The 20,253-nt window shown below is 65.3% G+C and carries 12 protein-coding genes; 9 read left to right on the top strand and 3 right to left on the bottom strand.

The window, feature by feature from the left end; translation table 11 throughout:
* The first annotated feature begins 221 nt into the window (after positions 1-221).
* The 8 genes from K289_RS0111810 (at position 222) to K289_RS0111775 (ending at position 9,414) form a co-directional block, all read left to right on the top strand.
* Positions 222-995 (top strand): motility protein A, encoded by a 774-nt coding sequence (locus K289_RS0111810; RefSeq protein ID WP_027551700.1) that lies wholly within the window; start codon positions 222-224, stop codon positions 993-995.
* Between the two features lie 24 nt (positions 996-1,019).
* Positions 1,020-1,850, top strand: a complete 831-nt coding sequence (locus tag K289_RS0111805) for a flagellar motor protein MotB (protein WP_027551699.1) — start codon at positions 1,020-1,022, stop codon at positions 1,848-1,850.
* Positions 1,851-2,020: 170 nt separating this feature from the next.
* Positions 2,021-3,919 (top strand): potassium transporter Kup, encoded by a 1,899-nt coding sequence (locus tag K289_RS0111800; RefSeq protein ID WP_027551698.1) that lies wholly within the window; start codon positions 2,021-2,023, stop codon positions 3,917-3,919.
* 143 nt (positions 3,920-4,062) lie between these two features.
* Positions 4,063-5,991: a potassium transporter Kup gene (locus tag K289_RS0111795; protein ID WP_027551697.1), complete on the top strand. Its 1,929-nt coding sequence runs from the start codon at positions 4,063-4,065 to the stop codon at positions 5,989-5,991.
* A 157-nt stretch (positions 5,992-6,148) separates the two neighbouring features.
* The gene (locus K289_RS0111790) at positions 6,149-6,475 is read left to right on the top strand and encodes a rhodanese-like domain-containing protein (RefSeq protein WP_027551696.1); all 327 of its coding nucleotides are present in this window, start codon (positions 6,149-6,151) and stop codon (positions 6,473-6,475) included.
* A gap of 7 nt (positions 6,476-6,482) precedes the next feature.
* Entirely contained in the window at positions 6,483-7,664 is a 1,182-nt protein-coding gene (locus K289_RS0111785; protein ID WP_035684461.1) for an aminotransferase, read from the top strand.
* A 6-nt stretch (positions 7,665-7,670) separates the two neighbouring features.
* The gene (locus tag K289_RS0111780; protein ID WP_027551694.1) at positions 7,671-8,783 is read left to right on the top strand and encodes a polyamine ABC transporter substrate-binding protein; all 1,113 of its coding nucleotides are present in this window, start codon (positions 7,671-7,673) and stop codon (positions 8,781-8,783) included.
* A 445-nt stretch (positions 8,784-9,228) separates the two neighbouring features.
* On the top strand, positions 9,229-9,414 hold the full coding sequence (locus K289_RS0111775; RefSeq protein ID WP_027551693.1) for a hypothetical protein: 186 nt from the start codon (positions 9,229-9,231) through the stop codon (positions 9,412-9,414).
* An 18-nt stretch (positions 9,415-9,432) separates the two neighbouring features.
* Here the strand turns inward: K289_RS0111775 and K289_RS47700 are convergent, their stop codons facing one another.
* Positions 9,433-15,816, bottom strand: a complete 6,384-nt coding sequence (locus tag K289_RS47700; protein ID WP_156917918.1) for an autotransporter-associated beta strand repeat-containing protein — start codon at positions 15,814-15,816, stop codon at positions 9,433-9,435.
* Between the two features lie 301 nt (positions 15,817-16,117).
* Between K289_RS47700 and K289_RS0111765 the strand changes: the two genes are divergently transcribed.
* On the top strand, positions 16,118-17,866 hold the full coding sequence (locus K289_RS0111765; RefSeq protein ID WP_245283892.1) for a winged helix-turn-helix domain-containing protein: 1,749 nt from the start codon (positions 16,118-16,120) through the stop codon (positions 17,864-17,866).
* A gap of 126 nt (positions 17,867-17,992) precedes the next feature.
* On the opposite strand, the gene K289_RS0111760 is transcribed toward K289_RS0111765, so the two are convergent.
* A complete protein-coding gene (locus K289_RS0111760; RefSeq protein ID WP_027551691.1) occupies positions 17,993-18,925 on the bottom strand; it encodes a lipid A biosynthesis lauroyl acyltransferase in 933 nt (310 codons plus the stop codon).
* An 8-nt stretch (positions 18,926-18,933) separates the two neighbouring features.
* Positions 18,934-20,211 carry a beta-ketoacyl-ACP synthase gene (locus tag K289_RS0111755; protein WP_027551690.1) on the bottom strand — a complete coding sequence of 426 codons (1,278 nt, stop codon included), beginning with the start codon at positions 20,209-20,211 and terminating at the stop codon, positions 18,934-18,936.
* Positions 20,212-20,253: the final 42 nt, after the last annotated feature.

Genomic DNA, 20,253 nt, shown 5'->3' with positions numbered 1-20,253 from the left:
ACCTCAGGACGGCCGCTTATGGTTAGCAAAGTCTTGACAATCCTGTCGCCGGATGGCGAAGCCGGCCCCTCTCAGCACGCCTCGCGCCGACGCGCCGCACGGAGCCCGACTTAACCTTTACGCGTCTTTAATGGCGCCCAATTAGGGTTTCCGATGCGGTTCGGGGTTGGGCCGCGCCACCGGCCAGGATGGCCGTTGTTGCGTTGGTGTTGGAGTGTCCCATGGATATTATGACGGGCGCTGGGCTCGCGGCCGGCATCATCGTCATCTCGGTGATGATGATCATGGGTGGCGATCTCCACATGTTCATCTCCGAACATGCGATGATCATCATCTTCGGCGGCTCGATCTCCGCCACCATGATCCGCTTTCCCCTCAGCGCACTGCTGCATGGCCTGCCGCTCGGCGCCAAGTTCGCCTTCACCATGAGCCGGCTGACGGCGCATGACCTCGTCGACGAGCTCGCCCGCATCGCCGAGATCGCCCGCAAGCAGGGCCCGGTCGGCCTGGAGAAGGTCGAGACCGACGAGCCGTTCCTCGCCAAGGGCATCCGCTACGTCGCCGACGGCTACGACCTCGACTTCATCCGCGACAATCTCGAGCGCGACCGTGACAACTTTCTCATGCACCTCGACGAGGGCAGCAAGATCTACCGCGCCATCGGCGACTGCGCCCCGGCCTTCGGCATGATCGGCACGCTGATCGGCATGGTGCAGATGTTCGCCAACATGACCGACCCGTCCAAGCTCGGCCCGTTCATGGCGACCGCGCTGCTGGCGACGCTCTACGGCGCGCTCGTGGCGAATCTGTTCTGTCTGCCGATCGCCGACAAGCTGCACGGCAAGCTGCTCGACGAGGAGACCAACCGCACGCTGATCATCGACGGCATTTTGATGATCCGCGACTCCAAGAGCCCGACGCTCGTGCGCGAAATGCTGCTGGCCTACCTGCCGGAGAAACATCGCCACGCCGAGGGCGAGCCGGTGCCGGCCTGACGCCGCCCGCCGGGATCGTAAGACATGGCCAAGAAGAAGCGCGGCGATGCACATGGAGGCGGTCACGGCTGGTTCGTGACCTTCGCCGACCTGATGGGCCTGATGATGAGCTTCTTCGTGATGCTCGTCGCATTCTCGACCCAGGACGCCAACAAGCTGAAGATCGTCGCCGGCTCCATGCGCGACGCCTTCGGCATCCAGAGCGAGGCGCGCTACGCCGGCATCGTCGAGGCCGACGGTCTGCCGACGCGTCCGCGGCTGAAGAACATTGACCACATCCAGCCCGAAGATGCCTCCAACACGCCGACGCCAGACCAGGAGGATCGCAACCGCACCTCGGGCGCCAAGACCAGGATCGATCGTGATTTCGCGCTTGCCGCGGCCTCGCTCCGCCAAGCGTTGCAGGACATGCCGGAACTGACCGAGATGTCCAAGCACATCATGTTCGAGGAGACCAAGCAGGGTCTCAATCTCGAGATCGTCGACCAGGACGGCCGCTCGATGTTTCCGGACGGCTCCAAGGTGCCCTACGATCGCACCCGCCGCCTGATCGAGAAGCTCGCGGTCCCGCTGAAGTCGACTCCCTTGCGCGTCTCCATCGCCGGGCACACCGCGGCTGGCTTCGTGCCGACGCGCAGCGACTATGGCGCGTTCGATCTTTCGGCCGATCGCGCCAACGCCGTGCGTCAGATCCTTGAACGCGAGGGCCTGCCGCCGTCGAACATCTTCGCCGTCTCCGGCAAGGCGGATACCCAACCGCTGTTTCCCGACGACCCGTCGCTCGCCGCCAACCGCCGCGTGACCATCACGCTGATGCGCGAAGATCCGCCGCTGCCGCCGAATCTGAAGCCGTAAAGCCCTTGCGCTACCATTTTACCTGAGGCATGTCGTCGCGCTGGCGATGAACGTGGCTAGGCCGTCACAGCACCCGCTGCGGCGCCTGCTATGTTGTGCCAATTGACAGGCGCGCCGGAAGCGTCAAAAGGCGCCGGATCAATTCGTGGGAAGAAGCGTTCTCCATCCTCATGACGGCGAGCATCACATCGACCGAAGCCCAGGAAGGGCCGGTCACCTCGGGTTTTTGGGCCCTCACGCTCGGGAGCATCGGCGTCGTCTTTGGCGATATCGGCACCTCGCCGCTCTACGCATTTCACGAGGCGGTCAGGGGCGCGGCCCATGGCGAGCCGGTCTCGCGGGTCATCGTGCTCGGCGTGCTCTCGCTGATCCTGTGGGCACTCTTGATCGTCGTCACCGCCAAATATGTGCTGCTGCTGCTGCGCGCCGACAACAACGGGGAGGGCGGCACGCTCTCCTTGATGGCGCTCGGCCAGCGCGCGCTGGGGCGGCGAAGCTGGTTCCTGCTCGCGCTCGGCGTGGTCGGCGCCTCCATGTTCATCGGCGATTCCATGATCACGCCGGCGATCTCGGTGCTGTCGGCGGTCGACGGCCTCAAGCTGGCGACGCCGGCCTTCGAGCATTACGTCGTGCCGCTCACGGTGATGATCCTGGTGGTGCTGTTCGCGGTCCAGAGCAAGGGCACCGCGCTGGTGGCGTCCGCCTTCGGGCCGGTGATGGTGATCTGGTTCACCTGCCTCGCGGTCATGGGCATCGTTCACATCGCCGACGATCCGTCGGTGCTCGCCGCCATCAATCCCTATTACGCGCTGCAATTCCTGCTTTCGCACGGCACGATCGGCCTCGTGACGTTAGGTGCAGTGTTCCTGGCAGTGACGGGCGGCGAAGCGCTCTATGCCGATCTCGGTCATTTCGGCCGCAAGCCGATCCAGTCAGCCTGGATGTTCTTCGTATTGCCCTCACTGCTGATCAATTATTTCGGGCAGGGCGCGCTGGTGCTGTCCGATCCCAGCGCGATCGAGCACTCCTTCTATCGCATGGTGCCCGAGCATTTGGTGCTGCCGCTGGTCGGGCTTGCGACCGCGGCCACCGTCATCGCGAGCCAGGCGGTGATCACCGGCGCCTATTCGCTGGTGTATCAGGCGGTGCAACTCGGCCTGTTGCCGCGCTTCGAGGTGCGATACACGTCCGAAAGCCACGCCGGCCAGATCTATCTGCCGCGCGTGAACCGGCTGCTCCTGATCGGTGTGATGCTGCTCGTGCTGCTGTTCCGCACCCCCAGCGGTCTCGCCTCGGCCTACGGCATCGCCGTCTCCACCACCATGGTCGCCGACGGCATCATGGGCTTCATCGTGATCTGGAAATTGTGGAACTGGCGCGCCGCGACCGCCGCGGTCGTGATCCTGCCCTTCGTCATGGTCGACATGACCTTCTTCAGCGCCAACCTGCTCAAGCTGCTCGAGGGCGCCTGGGTGCCGCTGTTGTTCGGCGCCTGCATGGCGGCGACGATCTGGACGTGGCGGCGCGGCACGGGGATTCTGCTCCAGAAGACCCGCCGCATCGAGGTGCCGCTGGACGATCTGATCCGGAGCCTGGAGAAGCGGCCGCCGCACATCGTCAAGGGCACCGCGGTGTTCCTCACCAGCGATCCCGCTTTCGTGCCGACGGCGCTGCTCCACAACCTCAAGCACAACAAGGTGCTGCACGAGCACAACGTGGTGCTGACCATCGAGACCGCGCATACGCCGCGGGTCGATCTGTCGGAACGCTTCCGCATCGAGAAGGTCAGCGACAAGTTCTCCAAGGTGCGCCTGCGCTTCGGCTTCATGGAGCAGCCCAACGTGCCGCGCGCGCTGGCGATCGCCCGCAAGCAGGGCTGGCAGTTCGACATCATGTCGACGTCGTTCTTCGTGTCGCGGAGGTCGCTGAAGGCCTCGGCGCAGTCGGGCATGCCGCTCTGGCAGGACCATTTGTTCATTGCGCTGAGCCGGTCGGCCAACGACGCTACCGACTATTTTCAGATTCCCACGGGCCGAGTGGTTGAAGTCGGCACGCAGGTCACTATTTGAACGCGATTGGCGGACTTATGCGATTTTCGCATGGCAAGGGCCCAAAATAGGTCTAGGCTATGCCGGTAGCGCAGGACTATAAGCCGCGCGCTCTCTTCCGCCGTTGTGCAGTGAAGCATTTTTAGAGGCCACCAGTCTCTCCCATGACCAGTGACGTAGCAGTTCCCGCCCCGGAAACGGCGGCGGCCAATGGGCATGGCGAGGCCCACACCACGGCCGGCTTTGGCGCGCTGACGCTTGGCAGCATCGGTGTCGTCTATGGCGATATCGGCACCAGTCCGCTCTACGCGTTCCGCGAGGCGGTGACGGTCGCTTCGGGCGCGGAAGGATCGCCGACGATAGCGGCCGTGCTCGGCGTGGTCTCGCTGATCCTGTGGGCGCTCATCATCGTGGTGACGCTCAAATACGTCGTGATCCTGCTCCGGGCCGACAACAATGGCGAGGGCGGCACGCTCGCGCTGATGGCTCTGGCCCAGCGCGCGGTCGGCACGGGCGGCGCGACCATCGTCCTGCTCGGCATCATTTCCGGCGCCCTGTTCTACGGCGACGCCGTGATCACGCCGGCGGTCTCGGTGCTGTCGGCCATCGAAGGCATGAAGGACGTCACGCTGACGTTCGAGCCTTACATCGTTCCGCTGACCGTGGTGATCCTGCTCTGCCTGTTCGCCGTGCAATCGCGTGGCACGGCCCGCGTCGCAGCGTTCTTCGGTCCGGTGATGTGCGTCTGGTTTGCGGTGATCGCGGTCGCGGCGATCGGCCCGATCATGCGGCAGCCGCAGGTGCTGTACGCGCTGAACCCGCTTTACGCCGTGTCTTTCATGCTCCACCACGGCATCATCGGTTTCGTCACACTGGGCGCGGTATTCCTGGCGGTGACGGGTGCCGAGGCGCTCTATGCCGACCTCGGCCATTTCGGCAAGCGCCCGATCCAGACCGCGTGGCTGTTCATCGTGCTGCCGTCGCTGGCGTTGAATTATCTCGGGCAGGGGGCTCTCGTCCTGGATGATCCCGGCGCGATCGTGAGCCCGTTCTTCCAGCTGTTTCCGCAAGGCTGGCTCCGCGGCAGCATGGTCGTGCTTGCCACCATGGCCACCGTGATCGCGAGCCAGGCCGTCATCACCGGCGCCTATTCGCTGACGCGCCAGGCGATCCAGCTCGGGCTTCTGCCGCGATTCGAAATTCGCCATACCTCTGAAGCCCATTCCGGCCAGATCTTCATCCCGCGCATCAACCAGCTGCTGCTGGTCGCGGTGATCCTGATGGTGCTTCTGTTCCGCTCCTCAAGCGCGCTGGCGTCCGCCTACGGCATCGCCGTCACCGGAACCATGGTGGTCACGGGGATGATGGGCTTTGTCGTGGTCTGGAAGGCCTGGCGATGGTCGCCGTTCGCCGCCGCGGCGCTGATCGTCCCCTTCCTGTTCCTCGACCTGACCTTCCTCGCCGCCAACCTTCTCAAGGTGTTCGAGGGCGGCTGGGTGCCGCTGGCGCTCGGCTCGCTCATGATCCTCCTGATGTACACGTGGCGGCGCGGCAGCCGGCTCCTGTTCGAGAAGTCGCGCAAGCTCGAATTCCCGCTCGCCGACCTCGTGGCGATGCTGGAGAAGCGGCCGCCGCAGCGCGTGCCCGGCACCGCCGTATTCCTGACCAGCGACCCGCTCAGCGCGCCGACTGCGCTCATGCATAGTCTGAAACACTACAAAGTGCTGCATGAGAAGAATGTCATTCTCACCATCGAGACCGCGCAGACGCCGCGCATCGATCCGGCCGAGCGGGTGCGGCTGGAGCAGATCAGCCCGACCTTCTCCAAGGTCACGCTGAAATTCGGCTTCATGGAATCGCCCAACGTGCCGAAGGCGCTGGCGATCGCTCGCAAGCTCGGCTGGCAGTTCGACATCATGTCGACCTCGTTCTTCCTGTCGCGCCGGGCGCTGAAGCCCGCGGCCCATTCCGGCATGCCGCGCTGGCAGGATCGGCTGTTCATCTCACTGAGCCGCTCGGCCAACGACGCCACCGACTATTTCCAGATCCCGAGCGGCCGCGTGGTCGAGGTCGGCACCCAGGTGACGATCTGAGGCGCTGTTCCAAAGCCGTGCTTCAAGTCCCTGCGATTTAGCCTTAACTTGCAGGGCTGAGCTCAAGCCTTTGTAGCGCTTGATTTTCGTGAGCCGAGAGGCAAGGTTGCCGCCGCCGGGATGCTTCCCGGCGCGCGCTTGGACGTTGGAGGATGATTTGGCTAACCAGGTACAGGATCTCACCCCGGACGAGGTCTCCAAGGGTGTTTCGGAAGGGCGCTATCTGCTCGTCGACGTGCGCGAGCCGAACGAGGTTTCGGCCGAAGCCTATCCCTACGGTGTCGTGGTGCCGCTCTCGACCTTTGATCCCAAGGCGATCCCCGATCCGCAAGGCAAGGAGGTCGTGTTCGCCTGCCGCTCGGGCAAGCGTTCGGTGACGGCCTCGCTCGCCGCGCAGGCGGCGGGCCTTGCCTACGACAAGCATCTGGCCGGCGGCATTCTCGGCTGGAAGGCAGCGGGTCTCCCCACCAAGGTCGGTGGCTGACCTCGCAATGACGACCAAGAGCTCCTCGCTGAACAAGGTCTTCGCCGACCTTCCGGTCACCATCTTCGAGGCGATGTCGCAGGCCGCACGCGACAACAACGCCATCAATCTCGGCCAGGGCTTTCCCGACGATCCGGGCCCGGAGGACATCCGCCGCGCCGCGGCCGATGCCTCGCTCAACGGCTACAACCAGTATCCATCGATGATGGGCATCCCGGAGCTGCGCCAGGCGATCGCCACGCATTATGGCCACTGGCACGGCCTCAAGCTCGATCCGATGAGCGAGGTGATGGTGACCTCCGGCGGCACCGAGGCGCTGACATCGGCCATCCTCGCCGTGGTCCAACCCGGCGACGAGGTGGTCTGCTTCCAGCCGGTCTATGATTCCTATCTCCCGATCATCCGCCAGGCCGGCGGCATTCCGCGCCTGGTGCGGCTCGAGCCGCCGGGCTGGCGGCTGAATGAGGACATGCTGAAAAGCGTGTTCAATTCAAAGACCAAGGCGGTGCTGTTCAACAACCCCTTGAATCCGTCCGCGGTGGTCTATCCGCGCGAGGACCTCGAGCTGCTCGCGCGCTACTGCCAGGAGTTCGACGTCATCGCGATCTGCGACGAGGTCTGGGAGCACGTCACCTTCGACGAGCACAAGCACATCCCGCTGATCACCATCCCCGGCATGCGCGAGCGCACCATCAAGGTCGGCTCGGCCGGCAAGATCTTCTCGCTCACCGGCTGGAAGATCGGCTTCGTCTGCGCCGCGCCGCCGCTGCTGCGCGTTGCCGCCAAGGTGCACCAGTTCCTGACCTTCACGAGCGCGCCGAACCTCCAGGCCGCCGTCGCCTACGGCCTCGGCAAGCCCGACGAGTATTTCCTGTCGATGCGCAAGGATCTGACGCGGAGCAGGGACCGTCTGACCAAGGGCCTCGAGAGCCTCGGCTTCCCCGTGCTGAAGTCGCAAGGCACCTACTTCCTCACCGTCGACCTCTCGCCGCTCGGGCTCAACGAGAACGATGCCGAGTTCTGCTGGCGCATCGTGAAGGACTATAAGGTCGCGGCGATCCCGGTGTCGGCCTTCTACGAGAAGGACCCGGTGACCTCGGTGGTGCGCTTCTGCTTTGCCAAGAAGGACGAGACGCTCGACACCGCACTGGAGCGGCTGTCGGATGCGGTGCGCGGGCGCAAGAGGTAGATCAAGATGACGAACGTCAGCCGCTCCGGGCTTTGCTTCGGTCTGGCCATCGCCGCAGCGCTGACGTTGCTTTCCGCTCCCGCAGGGGCCGAGGAACGCGTCGTCAACTTCTACAACTGGTCGAACTACATGGCGCCCGGTGTCCTTGAGGACTTCACCAAGGAGACCGGCATCAAGGTGGTCTACGACACCTTCGACGCCAACGAGACTCTGGAGACGCGGCTGATGGCCGGCAAGTCCGGCTACGACGTCGTGGTGCCGACCGCCTATTTCCTGCAGCGCCAGATCAAGGCGAGCATCTTCCAGAAGCTCGACAAGTCGAAGCTGCCGAACCTCGCCAACGCCTGGCCCTTCGTGACGCAGCACCTTGCGACCTACGATCCCGGCAACGAGTTCGCTGCCAACTACATGTGGGGCACGACGGGGATCGGCTACAACGTCGCCAAGCTGAAGGCGATCCTCGGGCCTGATGCCAAGATCGATAGCTGGGACATCGTCTTCAAGCCGGAGAACCTTGCCAAGTTCAAAGACTGCGGCGTCCACATGCTCGATTCCGCCGACGACATCTTTCCGGCGGCGCTGAACTATCTCGGGATCGATCCGAACTCGACCAAGCCGACCGACCTCGAGAAGGCCGCGGACGTCGTCGCCAAGGTCCGCCCGTCCGTGCGCAAGTTTCACTCCTCCGAATATCTCAGCGCGCTCGCCACCGGCGAGATCTGCTTCGTGGTCGGCTGGTCCGGTGACATCATGCAGGCGCGCGCCCGCGCAGCCGAAGCCAAGAACGGCATCGAGATCGGCTACGCGATTCCCAAAGAGGGCGCGCAGATGTTTTTCGACAATCTCGCGATCCCCGCGGATGCCAAGAACGTCAAGGAAGCCTACGAGCTGATCAACTATCTCTACCGCCCCGACGTCGCCGCCAAGAACTCGGACTTCCTGTCCTATGCGAGCGGCAACCTCGCCAGCCAGAAGCTGGTCGACCCGAAGATCCTGAACGACAGGAATATCTATCCGGACGAGGCGACGCTCTCAAAGCTCTTCGTCATCACCGCCCGCGAGCCGGCGACCCAGCGCATCATCAACCGGCTCTGGACCAAGGTGAAGACGGGAAGGTAGCCGTCATCGCGTCTGCGCGCGAAGCAGTCCAAAAAGCCAGATCCTCACCCCGACAGCGTCATTCCGGGGCGCGACGAAGTCGCGAGCCCGGAATCCATCGGGCCGCAGAGACCGCCTCTCAATGGATTCCGGGCTCGCGCTGACGCGCGCCCCGGAATGACGAGAAAACCTCACAAGCTGACAGGGTGAGGAACGCGCAGGCTGGCTCCGCTCGGAACGGGGAGGTGAGGGGAAGTCGGCAACCAAATTCTGCAAAACAACCCCATGCAAAGTAGAGCCGCTACCGGCGCGTTGCCGGCGGTGACGGTACCTAAGTCGCGATGAGGTTTGGTTGAATCGACCCGCAGGCGCAAAACCTGAAGCACTTCGCCGCACGAGCCTGATATCATCAGCCTCCGGTCGTTTGACTCGTCGGGCAAAACACCGGCAAAATTGCATCGTGGCAATGACCCTCACCCTGAGGAGCGCGCTCTTCGCGCGCGTCCCGAAGGGCGAGGCCACCGGCCTGGCCTTCATCCTTCGAGACGCGCGTTCGGCGCTCCTCAGGATGAGTATCTCGGCGCTCGGATCGCGTCGCTCCGCTCGCTTGATCGAAATTACCGCCACCCAAGCCGTGTCTCACCGCGCCTGAGACGCCGCGCGACGCCGCCTACCACTCATAACGCACCGTGCCCTTGCCCGTGTAAGTCTGCGTGCTCTGCGAGAACTCGCCCTCGACGGTGCCGGCGAGCGAGAGGCCGTTGTTCCATTTCATCTCGGCGCGACCGCCGAGAAGTGCGGAGTCGGCGGCGGGGCGCGCGCCGCTGACTGTGAAGGCCGCGCCCGGCAGCGTCTGGAAGGCGGCGCTGACGAGGCGGTTGGTGTTGGAATCGTGGGCCCAGGCGAGCCGGCCGCGCAGGGTGAGCACGCCGTCGTTGACCAGGAAGTGCTGGTCGGTGCGGGCGCCGAGCTCGGTGCGGACATTGGTCGTGTCCTGCGCGGTGTAGGACAGCGCGAACTGATTGCTGCCGACGATCGCGGTTTCGCCGTAGCCCGGCAGATGGAAGGTGGTGGCTTGCACGGCCGCGTAAGGGGTGACGCCGAAGGTGGAGGCGGGGATTGGTGCGAAGCGCCAGCCGGTTTCCACGCGGCCCGAGAAGGTGCTCGCCTTGAAGTTGGCGGTGAGCTTGTCGGTGCCAGAGACCGTCACGGTGCGATCGGTGGTGACGTCCTGCCAGCCATAGGCGAGGGCTGCCGAGAGATACGCCGGCCCGAACGAATGGCGGGCATAGAGTCCGGCCTGGAACAGATCGGCGCGGCCGCTGCCGAGACTGTCAGACAGCGCGAAATTGTAGCCGGCGCCGCCGAGCGCAAAGCCGACCAGCGTGTTCGGGGAGACCCGATAGTCGGCGCCGACCACGGTGCCGTAGATGCGGCTGGTGGTGGTGCTCGACCCTGATGCGGCGTTGCCGTTCAACGTGCTGGCGCCGCCATAGCCCGAGGCCCACACGCCCCAGCGCCGGTCGATAACATCGCCGCTTACCTCGCGCGGCGTCACCGCGGCATAGGCCTCGCGCACGCGGGCGTCGCTTGGTGCGATGGAAGCGTAGCCCAGCGTCCCGCCGTCGCCGCCGGTCCCGCCGCGCTCGCCATCCGAGCCGCCGCCACCGAGCGGATCGAGCATGTTGACGAACTGCTGCGTGGCGCTGAACGCCGCCTGCGTGCCTGCGGCGCCGGGCTGGCCGGAGACCTGGCTGAGGCCGCGGTTGAGCGGCGCGCCGCCCATGTTGAGCAGTGCGTCGAAGCCGGAAGGCGGCGTCACGCCGCCCTCGACCGCCTTGTTGATGGCGCCGGCGACGCTGATCTGGTTGGCGCCCGTGCCGGCCGGCAGCACGATCGTGCCGGGATCGAGCACGAGATAGACGTTGTTCAGATCGTAGGTGAGGTGCGGATTGCGGGTGGGGCTGAAGCTGCCGGTGACGCTCAATCCGGCGAACTGCGTTCCACCGAGCCCGCCGCTCGCATTGAGAATGGTGTAGGTCTGGCTGCGGAAGCTGCCGGGCAGCGCCACCGCCTGCACGGTGGCGCCGGTCAGCGTTGCGGTGCCCGAGACATTGGTGCGGTCGGCGGCGGTCGCGGAGACCTCGACCCTGTAGAAGCTGCCCGCACTGAAGGTGAGATTGCCGCTGACGGTGAGGGTGCCCACGGAATTACCCGGCGCGAGCGTACCACCGCTTGCGATCGTCGTGGCGCCGACGACACCGGTGCCGCCGAGCGCGCCGCCGCTGTTCACGGTGAGGCTGCTGGAGGACGCAATCGAGCCGTTCACCGCCAGTGTGCCGCCGTTCACAATCGTGGCGCCGGTGTAGGTGTTTGTGCCCAACAAGGTCAGCGTGCCGGTGCCGACCTTCACCAGGGAACCACCGGTGGCGCTCAGGCCGAACAGGTTCGCGTAGCACGCCGTGCCGCTCGCGCCGCAGTCGCTGATCACACCGCTGACCGTTGTGCTCAGATTGTTGCCGCCGACAGTGAGCTGCCGTGCGCCCAGATAGACAGCGCCGGCTCCCGCGATCGAGCCGATGCTGAGCTTGCCGTCATTGGCGGGGCCGGCGCTGTGCGAGAAATCAACCCTACCGCCGGCGTTGTTGAGGATGCTGGCGCTGTCTCCCGTGCCGTTGACGAAGAATCCGAGGGCGCCGTTATTGGTGATGGTGGCGTTGCCGGCCGTGCTGCTGTCGGCAAACTGCAGGATGGAGTTGTTGACGATGGCGGCGCTGCCGGCCGTGGTGGTGTCGAGGAACGAGACGGCGTAGCCGTTGTTGGTGATGACCGAACTGCCGGCGGCGCTGGTGTTCATGAAAATGATCTCACCGCTGGCAAGGTTGGTGAGGGCGGCACTGCCGGCGGTGCTGGCGTCGAAGAACATCAAGCCATGGTCGGTGGAAATGGCCGCGTTGCCGGCCGCGCTGGTGCCCCGGAAATTGATGATGTTGTGGTTGGTGATGGTCGCTGTGCCGGCGGTGCTGGTGTTGTAGAAATTGAGCTGGGCACTGCTGTTGTTGGTGATGGTTGCGCTGCCGGCCGAGCTGCCGTCGTTGAACGACGTCACGCTGTTGTTTGTGACATTGGCGTTGCCGAGCGTGCCGGCGTTCCAGAGCGCGAGGTTGCCACTATTGACGTTGATGGTGGCGTGGCCGGCCGTGCTGGTGTTGTTGAAAGCCAGCGTACCGGTATTGGTGATAGTAGCATTGCCGGCCGTGCCGGTGTCGTAGAAATTCAGCGCGCCGCCGTTGGTGATGGTCGCATTGCCGGCCGTGCTGGTGTTGTTGAAATACAGCCAACCGCCGTTGTTGTTGGTGATGCTGGCGCTGCCGGCACTGGTGCTGTTGCGGAAATATGTGTACCCGTTGTTCGTGATGGTGGCGTTGCCGGCCGTGCTGGTGTCGTAGAAGTTGAGGTAGACACCGTTGTTATTGATGATGGCACTGCCGGCCGCGCTCGTGTCGTTGAAGGTTAGTTGACCGCTGTTGGTGATTGTGGCGGCCCCGGCGGTGCTCGAGTTGTTGAAGTTGATGCTGCCGGTGGAATTGTTGGTGATCGTGGCGGTCCCAGCCGTGCTCGTGTTGTTGAAGAGCAGAGCGCCGCTGTTGGTGATGGTCGCGCTGCCAGCAGTGCTGGTGTTGCGGAAATTCGTCGTGCCGTTGTTGGTGATGGTAGCGGTACCGGCTGTGCTGGTGTCGTAGAAATTCAGCTGGCCGTTATTGGTGACGCTGGCGCTGCCGGCACTTGTATTGTTGCGAAAATTTGTGTTCCCGCTGTTCGAGATGCTGGTGATGCCGCTCGTGTCGGCGTTGACGACGTCGAATGTGCCCCCACTGCCGACGGTGACTGTCCCCAGGATGGAGCCGGTCGCGCCGCCACTGCCGATCTGGAGCGTACCGCCCGAAATCGTCGTGCCGCCGCTATAGCTGTTATGTGCGGCCAGGATGAGCGTGCCGGCGCCAGCCTTGGTGAGCGACGTGCCGTTCCATCCGGTCGCGGGGTTCGCTGCCTGATCGGTCAGTGCTGCGCCGACCGTGAAGGTGTCGGTGGCGTTGGTCAGCGTGAAGGTGCCATGGGCGAGGTCGTTACCCGCCGTCCAGCTCAGGCCATAGGTGGCGAGGTATTGCAGGTTGTCGGCCGATTTACGAACGGACATCGTGAGGTAGTCCACCGTGCCGCTGAAGCCTCCGATGGTGACGCTGGCGAAGGCGCCGCTGATGCCCGATCGGGTGTCGATCAGCACCTTGTCGAGTTGGCTCGCATCGTTGATGCCGCTGATGTTGAAGGCGACGCCGTTGCCGATCGCGACGCGGTCGGCGGACAGCGTGGGGCTGTTCGTGCCCGCGACGATGGATAATGCGGTGTTGTTGCCGAAGGTTACGGTCTGCGTGACATTCAGGGTGGCCGGCGCCTGAATCGCCAGCGTGCCGCCGGTCACATTGAGGTTGCCGCCCAGATTGTTGCTGCCGCTCGCGCTGCCATCGCCGAACTGCAACCGGCCGCTGGAGACGGTTGTATCGCCGCTATAGGTGTTTGTGCCGGTCAGGATCGTGGTGCCCGAACCGATCTGCTGTACGGAACCGCTGCCTGAAATATTGACGGCCAAGGTAACCGCGTTACTGCGGTTGAAGGCGAGCACGCCGTTGTTGACGATAGTGCCGGCAATCGAGCCGGTCGTGCCGCCATTGCCGATCTGCAAAGTGCCGGCCGCGATCGTGGTGCCGCCGGTGTAGCTGTTGTGTCCGGTCAGGATCGTGGTGCCCGAGCCGATCTGCTTGACGGAACCGCTGCCGGAAATATCGCCGGGCAAGGTGACCGCGTCGCTGCGGTTGATGGTGAGCACGCCGTCGTTGACGACATTTCCATTGATCGAGCCGGTCGTCCCGCCATTGCCGATCTGCAAGGTGCCGGCCGCGATCGTGGTGCCGCCAGTGTAGCTGTTGTTTCCGGTCAGCGTCAGCGTGCCGGTGCCGGTCTTGACCAGCGAACCGCCGGTGCCGCCGGAGGCGCCGCCATCCGCGATGACCCCGCTGACCGTGGTGGAAGCATTGTTGCCGCCGACGGTGAGCTGCTTCGACCCCAGGAAATAATTGCCCGCGCCCTCGATCGAGCTGGCGGTCATCCCGGCCACCGTCAGGCCCGACATGTCGAACGCGCCGCCGGCGTTGGTGATGAAGCGGGCGCTGCCGCCGCTGCTGGAGTCGTGGAACGCTGTCGTTCCGCCAGAATCGGTGGTGACGGTGGCGTTGCCTGCGCTTGTGCCGTTGCGGAAATCCGTGGTTCCAGAATTCCAAATGCTGGTGATTCCGCTGGTGTTGGCGTCAACGAGACTGAACGTGCTGCCGGCGCTGACGGTGACATTACCCTGGATCGCGCCGGTGCTGCCGATGGCGCCGAGCTGCAGCGTGCCGGCGTTGATCGTGGTGCCGCCGGTATAGGTGTTGGCGCCTGTGAGGATCGTCGTCCCGGCGCCGGCTTTGGTCAGGGCGCCGGCGCCGGCGAGCGTCGCGCCGATCGATCCGCCCGAGAGATTGATTGCGGTTGAAGCCGTGATCGTGCCTGTTCCGGTCACGCTGCCGCCATAGACGTTGAGCGTCCCGACGCCGAGATTGTAACCGGCGCCGATGTTGACGATCGCGCTTCCGCTGTTGGTCAGCGTGCCAACTCCGGTCATGTTGCCGCCGGTCAGCGTCAGCACGCCGTTGTTCTGGTTTGTGATGTCGCCTGTGACGGCGACGTTGCCGCCGAGCACTTTGATGTTGCCGTCATTGACGATGCTGTTCGTTCCCGAAGACAGCGTCGCCGTTCCGGTGGGACCGTTAAAATTGATCGTGGCGCCGCCAAGATTGTTCACCGCACCGGCGTCGACAATGGCACCGCCGGCGCCGACATCGATGACCGCGTTGTTGTTGAGCGTGTTGCCGACGCCTTGCAACGTCGCCCCGGCGCCGATGCTGATCGTGCTTCCATTGTTGTTGATCGTCTGGGCGCTCAGCGTGCGGCCGGCGCCGATGGCGATGGCGCCGTAGTTCGTCAGCGTCGTGATGCCGGTTGCGTCATTCGCCGCCGTTGCCCCGGTCACCGACATGGTGACGCCGCCATTGACCTGGACCGTGCTGTTGAAAGCGCCTGCCATTGTCGTGGCGCCGCCGAGTTCGATCGCGCCGATGTTGCTGCCGGCGAGCGCGGTGATGCTGTTGACGCCGCCGGTGATGACGATGGCGGACGAAAGCACGCCGGTCCCACCGCCAAAAGGCGACGTGTTGGCGGCACCCTGCTCACCGCCGGCGATCGTACCGCTGTTCACGATCGTCAGGTTCTGTCCGACGATTCCATAGCCGCCGGCCTGCGGCCTGTAGGAAATATTCACGTTCTGGAAATCTGTGCCGCCGCCACCGCCCTTGATCGAGCCTGAATTGGTGATCGTCAGCCCGGCGGAAGCCGTAGCGGTAACGCCATTGCCGCCGCGCCCGCCGGTGCCATCAGCGGGAGAACTCGGGAAGGGGACGCCCGGACCCATGCCCGCGCCACCGCCGCCGCCATTGCCGCCGGCGATCGTGCCGGTGTTGACGAGATTGCGGCCCGCCGTGGCGATGACGCCCGACCCGCCGCCGCCGCCGCCACCGCCGGCCGCATAGGAGTAGGTCGGGCTGTTGGCCGAACGGCCATAGCCGCCGTTGCCGCCGTTGCCGCCCGTGATCGCGGCGTTGTTCGTCAGGTCCGAGGTTAAGGTCAGCCCGGCGCCGCCTGCACCGCCGCCGCCGCCGCCCGATGCAGCGCTGTAGCCCTGGCCACCCCCGCCGCCCTGATCCGAGCCGCCGCCGGCCCCGGCGGCGCCATTGCCGCCGGGCCCGGTCGCGTTGCCGCCGTTCGTGCCTGTTGTCGAGCCGTCGCCGCCGAGACCCGCCGCGCCACCCCCGCCCGGCGTCGAACTGCCTGGTGCGTTACCGCCAGCCCCACCATTGGCGCCCGTGCTTTGGGCCAGCGCCGGCAGCGTCGATACCAACGCCAAGGCCGTTGACACCAAAAAGAGCGCCCGCAAGCGGTGCTTGCCGCCAAATCGATCCGTTGCCGCTGCCACTGTTGCGTGCCCCCCGCCGCGCGGCGTGGATCAGCCTCGCAGCTCATCCGTGCGCGAACATTCCCGCAGCCCGGAAAGTCGAGTCTGCCGCATCTTCATCTCACCGAGAGGGAAGCGGTGTCCTGATAAGGCGCTGGCGAGTTTCTGAAGATTTCTGATATTTCCGTTTCAGACCCGATTTTCGGTCATTTTCGGCAGACTTCCGCTATACGAGCCGGCTGGGAGAGTTGCTTTGGGGGATCATTTGCTTCGTTTCGCCGGCTTCGTGCTGGACCAGCAGCGCGCGGAGCTGAGCGGAGCCGATGGCACTCCGATCAAGCTCCGGCCCAAGACCTTCGAGATGCTGCGGCTGTTCGCCACCAGCGGCGGCCGGGTCCTGAGCAAGCAGGAGCTGATGGAGGCGGTCTGGCCGAACGTCCATGTCGGCGAGGACAGCCTGTTTCAATGCATCCGCGAGCTTCGCACCGCGCTCGGCGACGAGCGGCGGCAGATGATCAAGCTCGCTTCCGGCGGCGGCTACTTGCTGACGGCGGAGGTCCAGGCTGAGCCGGAGGTCACGGCGCCTGCCGAGACGCCTCCGCTCGCCCAGGCCGTGGTGGCCGGGCCTGCGGCGCCGGCCGAAGGTGTCCCGGCAGAGGCGAGGTCGCAGCGCGCCATCTTCGGTTTCAGCCGGCGGGCCATGGTCGCCGCGATGGCCGGGCTCGGTGTGATCGTCGTGGGGCTTGCGGTGGCCGCGCCGGTTTTGAAGCCGGAGCTCCTGTTCAAGCGCACGCCGCCTCGCATCGCGGTGATGCCGATCGTTGACGCCAGCAACGATTCGCGCGGCGCGGTGATGGCGGCGGAGGTCACCGGCCGTCTCACGGATGGCTTTGCCAAGATCCAGAAGGTCAGCGTGGTTGCGCCGCGCTCGCCCGCGCTGGCGAGTGTCGAAAGCGCCAGCGCGCCGTCCGCGCCGTCCGATTACGAAATCCGAGGCGAGTTGCAGCACAGCGATCAGTCCTGGACACTGCGGGCGCGCCTTATCAAGGCGGGCACTGGCGAGGTTCAGTCGGTGGTCGCTGCTTCGGTCAATGCTGATGAGCCGGATGCGCAGCTCGCGCAGTCCCGGCTCGTTGCGGGCGTCGGCCATGTGCTTGCGCGCCGCCTCAACGAAATCCTCGAGCCGAGTGCGTCGTCATCCACGAGCCGCAGCGCGTCGGCGGGCGGTGACAAGGTCGCGATCGAGCAGGCCATCGCTTCGATCAACCAGACGACGCGCGAGCGTTTTGGCGTGGCGCAGTCGATGTTACAAAAGGCGCTTGACGAAGACCCTGATAATGTCGATCTCGCCGTCGCGCTCTCTTCGCTCCAGATGCGCGGCATCCAGATGGTCTGGTTCAGCCCGGAGGAGGCGGCCGCGGTCGAGGCCAGGGCCAATGCGACGCTCGAGCAGGCGTTGCGGTTGAAGCCGAATTCCATTCCGGTGCTCGAGGCCACTTGCCGCTTCCTCAGCGCGACCAACCATTTCGTGGAAAGTCTCGTCACCTGCGCCAGGGCCTTGAGCTTCGATCCGTGGAACGGGTCGGCGCTCTACCTGATCGGTCTCGGGCAGATCTATCTCGGCCGCTTCGACGATGCGCTCGCGACATTCCAGCAAGCCGACCGCTACGACACGCCGCCGGCCTCGCGCTGGACCTGGTTGCTCGGCGCAGGCATGGCGTATGTCTCGATGGGACGCGACGAAGAGGCGTTGCCGTGGCTGCAGCGTTCGATCGCTGTCACTCCGGGGACCGGCCGCTCGCACTTTCTGCTCGCTGCCGCCTACCAGAGAACGGGCCGGTTCGCGGAGGCGAGGGCGGCGATCGCGGAGGGACTGCGGCTGCGGCCCGGCACGACCAGGCTCAACGTCTCGCCGCCGATGAAGAACGCAAGTCCGGTGTGTATCGCAGCCTGGGATCGCGTCGTTCAGGCCGAGGTCGACGCCGGATTGCCGGAGCGGTGAGGGCTACGTGCAGCCGCGTGCTCGGTCGTCATGCCCGGGCTCGTCCCGGGCATCCACGTCTTTGATCTCGTGGCAGCGCGTGGATGGCCGGGACAAGCCCGGCCATGACGGAGAAAGCTGTGCTGCCTACCGCCACCGCCGGTGCAGCCACAGCCACTGCTCCGGATGCTCGCGCACCCAGCTCTCCACCACGCTGGTGATCGCCTGCGTCGTGCCCTGGATGTCGATCCTGCCGTCGGCATCGCGGACCGGCTTGACCTCTTCGGTGATCTCGCCGGTGAAGCGGCCATCGGGCAGGCGGATGATGCGCACGCCGTGGATGGGGCATTCGACCTGGCGCAAGAGCCGCGCCAGCATCGGGTTGGCGCGGGTCTTGCGGCCGAAGAAGGTGACTTCGACGCCGGCGGTGAGGTACTGGTCGATCAGCATGGCGACGTGCTTGCCGTCCTTCAGCGCCTGCGCAAGGCGAAGCGGTGCGTCGCGCCCCGCAGGGATCAGCGTGCCCATGTTGACCTGGCGCATCTCCTGGATGATGCGGTCGGCGGAGGCGATGTTCGGCCGGCGGTAGAGGATCGCCGCATCCAGCCCATGCGCGACGGCGGCGAGCGCCGGCAATTCCCAGTTGGCGAGATGCGCGGCGAAGATCAGCGCAGGCTTGCCGTCATCCCTGATCTGGTCGAACAGCTCGACGCTGCGTTCGGGCAGCTCGATCCGGCTCTTCTCAGGATGATCTCGGTCATAGTCCCAGACATGGTCGATATGGGCGAACTCGGCGCCGACGCGGCCGAGATTGTCCCAGACCCCCATCAGGATCTGCTCGATCTCCTCCGGCGATTTGTCCGGGAAGGCGGCGGTGAGATTGGCGCGGCCGATGCGGTGCTCGCGCAGGCGCGGACCGATCAGCTTTGTGACGCGCGAGAAGAAGTTCGCGGTCTTGACCGGATCGAAATAGCGCGTGGTGCGCAGCATGCCGACGGTCGCGGCGCCAATCAGGCCGCCGCCGATCGACTTGGCAGCCTCCCGCGCGCGGGCCTTCGTGCTCGCAGGAAGCAGAGCCATGCGTCCGGTCAGGCCGGTTCGCGGGTGAGGATCAGCGAGGCGTTCTGGCCGCCGAAGCCGAACGAGTTCGACATCACCGCGGTGACGCGGGCGTCGCGCGCCTTGTTGCCGACGACGTTGAACAGGATCGTGGGATCCGGATTGTCGTAGTTGATCGTCGGCGGAATCCGCTGATGCTCGAGCGTGAGCAGCGAGAAGATCGCCTCGACCGCGCCCGCCGCCGAGATGGTGTGGCCGACCATCGACTTGTTCGAGGTGACCGGAATCTTCTGCGCGAGCTCGCCGAACACGGCCGATGTCGTGTTGAATTCCATCTTGTCGTTTTCGGGCGTCGCGGTGCCGTGGGCGTTGATGTGGTCGATCTGGCCGGGCTCCATGCCGGCGTCGGCCAGCGTCTTGTTCATGCAGCCGATGATCGGCTTGCCGTCCGGCGAGGAGCGCGTGCGATGGAAGGAATCGGTGAGCTCGCCACAGCCGGCGAGCACGCCGAGAATCTTTGCGCCGCGCGCGGTCGCGGCTTCATAGCTCTCCAGCACCAGCGCGCCGGCGCCTTCAGCCATGACGAAACCGTCGCGGTTCTTGGAGAAGGGGCGGGAGGCCGCCTGCGGCGGGTCGTTCTGGGTCGACAGCGCCGAGAGCAGCGAGAAGCGAACGAGCGCTTCCGGATTCACCGTGCCGTCGGTGGCGACGCAGAGCGCGGCATCGGTTTCGCCGCGGCGGATCGCCTCGACACCGAGCTGGATCGAGGTCGCGCCCGAGGCGCAGGCCGTCGACAGCGAGATCGGCGAGCCCTTGGTGCCGAAGGTCTCGGCGAGGTAGGCGGCGACCGAGCCGAACATGAAGCGGTGATGATAGGCGCCGAACCTGCCGCCGCCGGAGATGCGCAGGAGATCGTCGTAGTTGATGTCGGGCTTGCCGACGGCGTGGCCGAGCTCGAGGCGCTGCGGCCACTCGACCTCGACGGGTGCGACCGCCAGGAACAGCGGGCCCGGGAAATCGCCCTTGGCGCCGATGCCGGCCTGCTCCAGCGCTTCCTCCGTGACGATCTCGGCCATCCGCTCGGACAGGGCGGTGGAGGAGAACGGATCGACGCTGACGAAATCGACCGTGCCGGCCATCGTGGTCTTCAGACCGTCGATCGGAAAGCGCGTGATGGTGCGGATGCCGGATTCGCCGGCGACGAGCTTCGACCAGTTGTCGGCCTTGCCTGTGCCGAGCGAGGTCATGATGCCCATGCCGGTGACGACGACGACGGGACGTCCGAATTTGTCGCGTGGTGCAGTCATGTTTCCCCCGCTAGCTAGAGCATGATCCGGACCCGGAGGGCC

This window comes from Bradyrhizobium sp. Cp5.3, from assembly GCF_000426265.1.
GTDB lineage: Bacteria > Pseudomonadota > Alphaproteobacteria > Rhizobiales > Xanthobacteraceae > Bradyrhizobium > Bradyrhizobium neotropicale.
The sequence above is the reverse complement of the archived record's forward strand: the minus strand, read 5'-3'. Positions and strand labels throughout refer to the sequence as shown.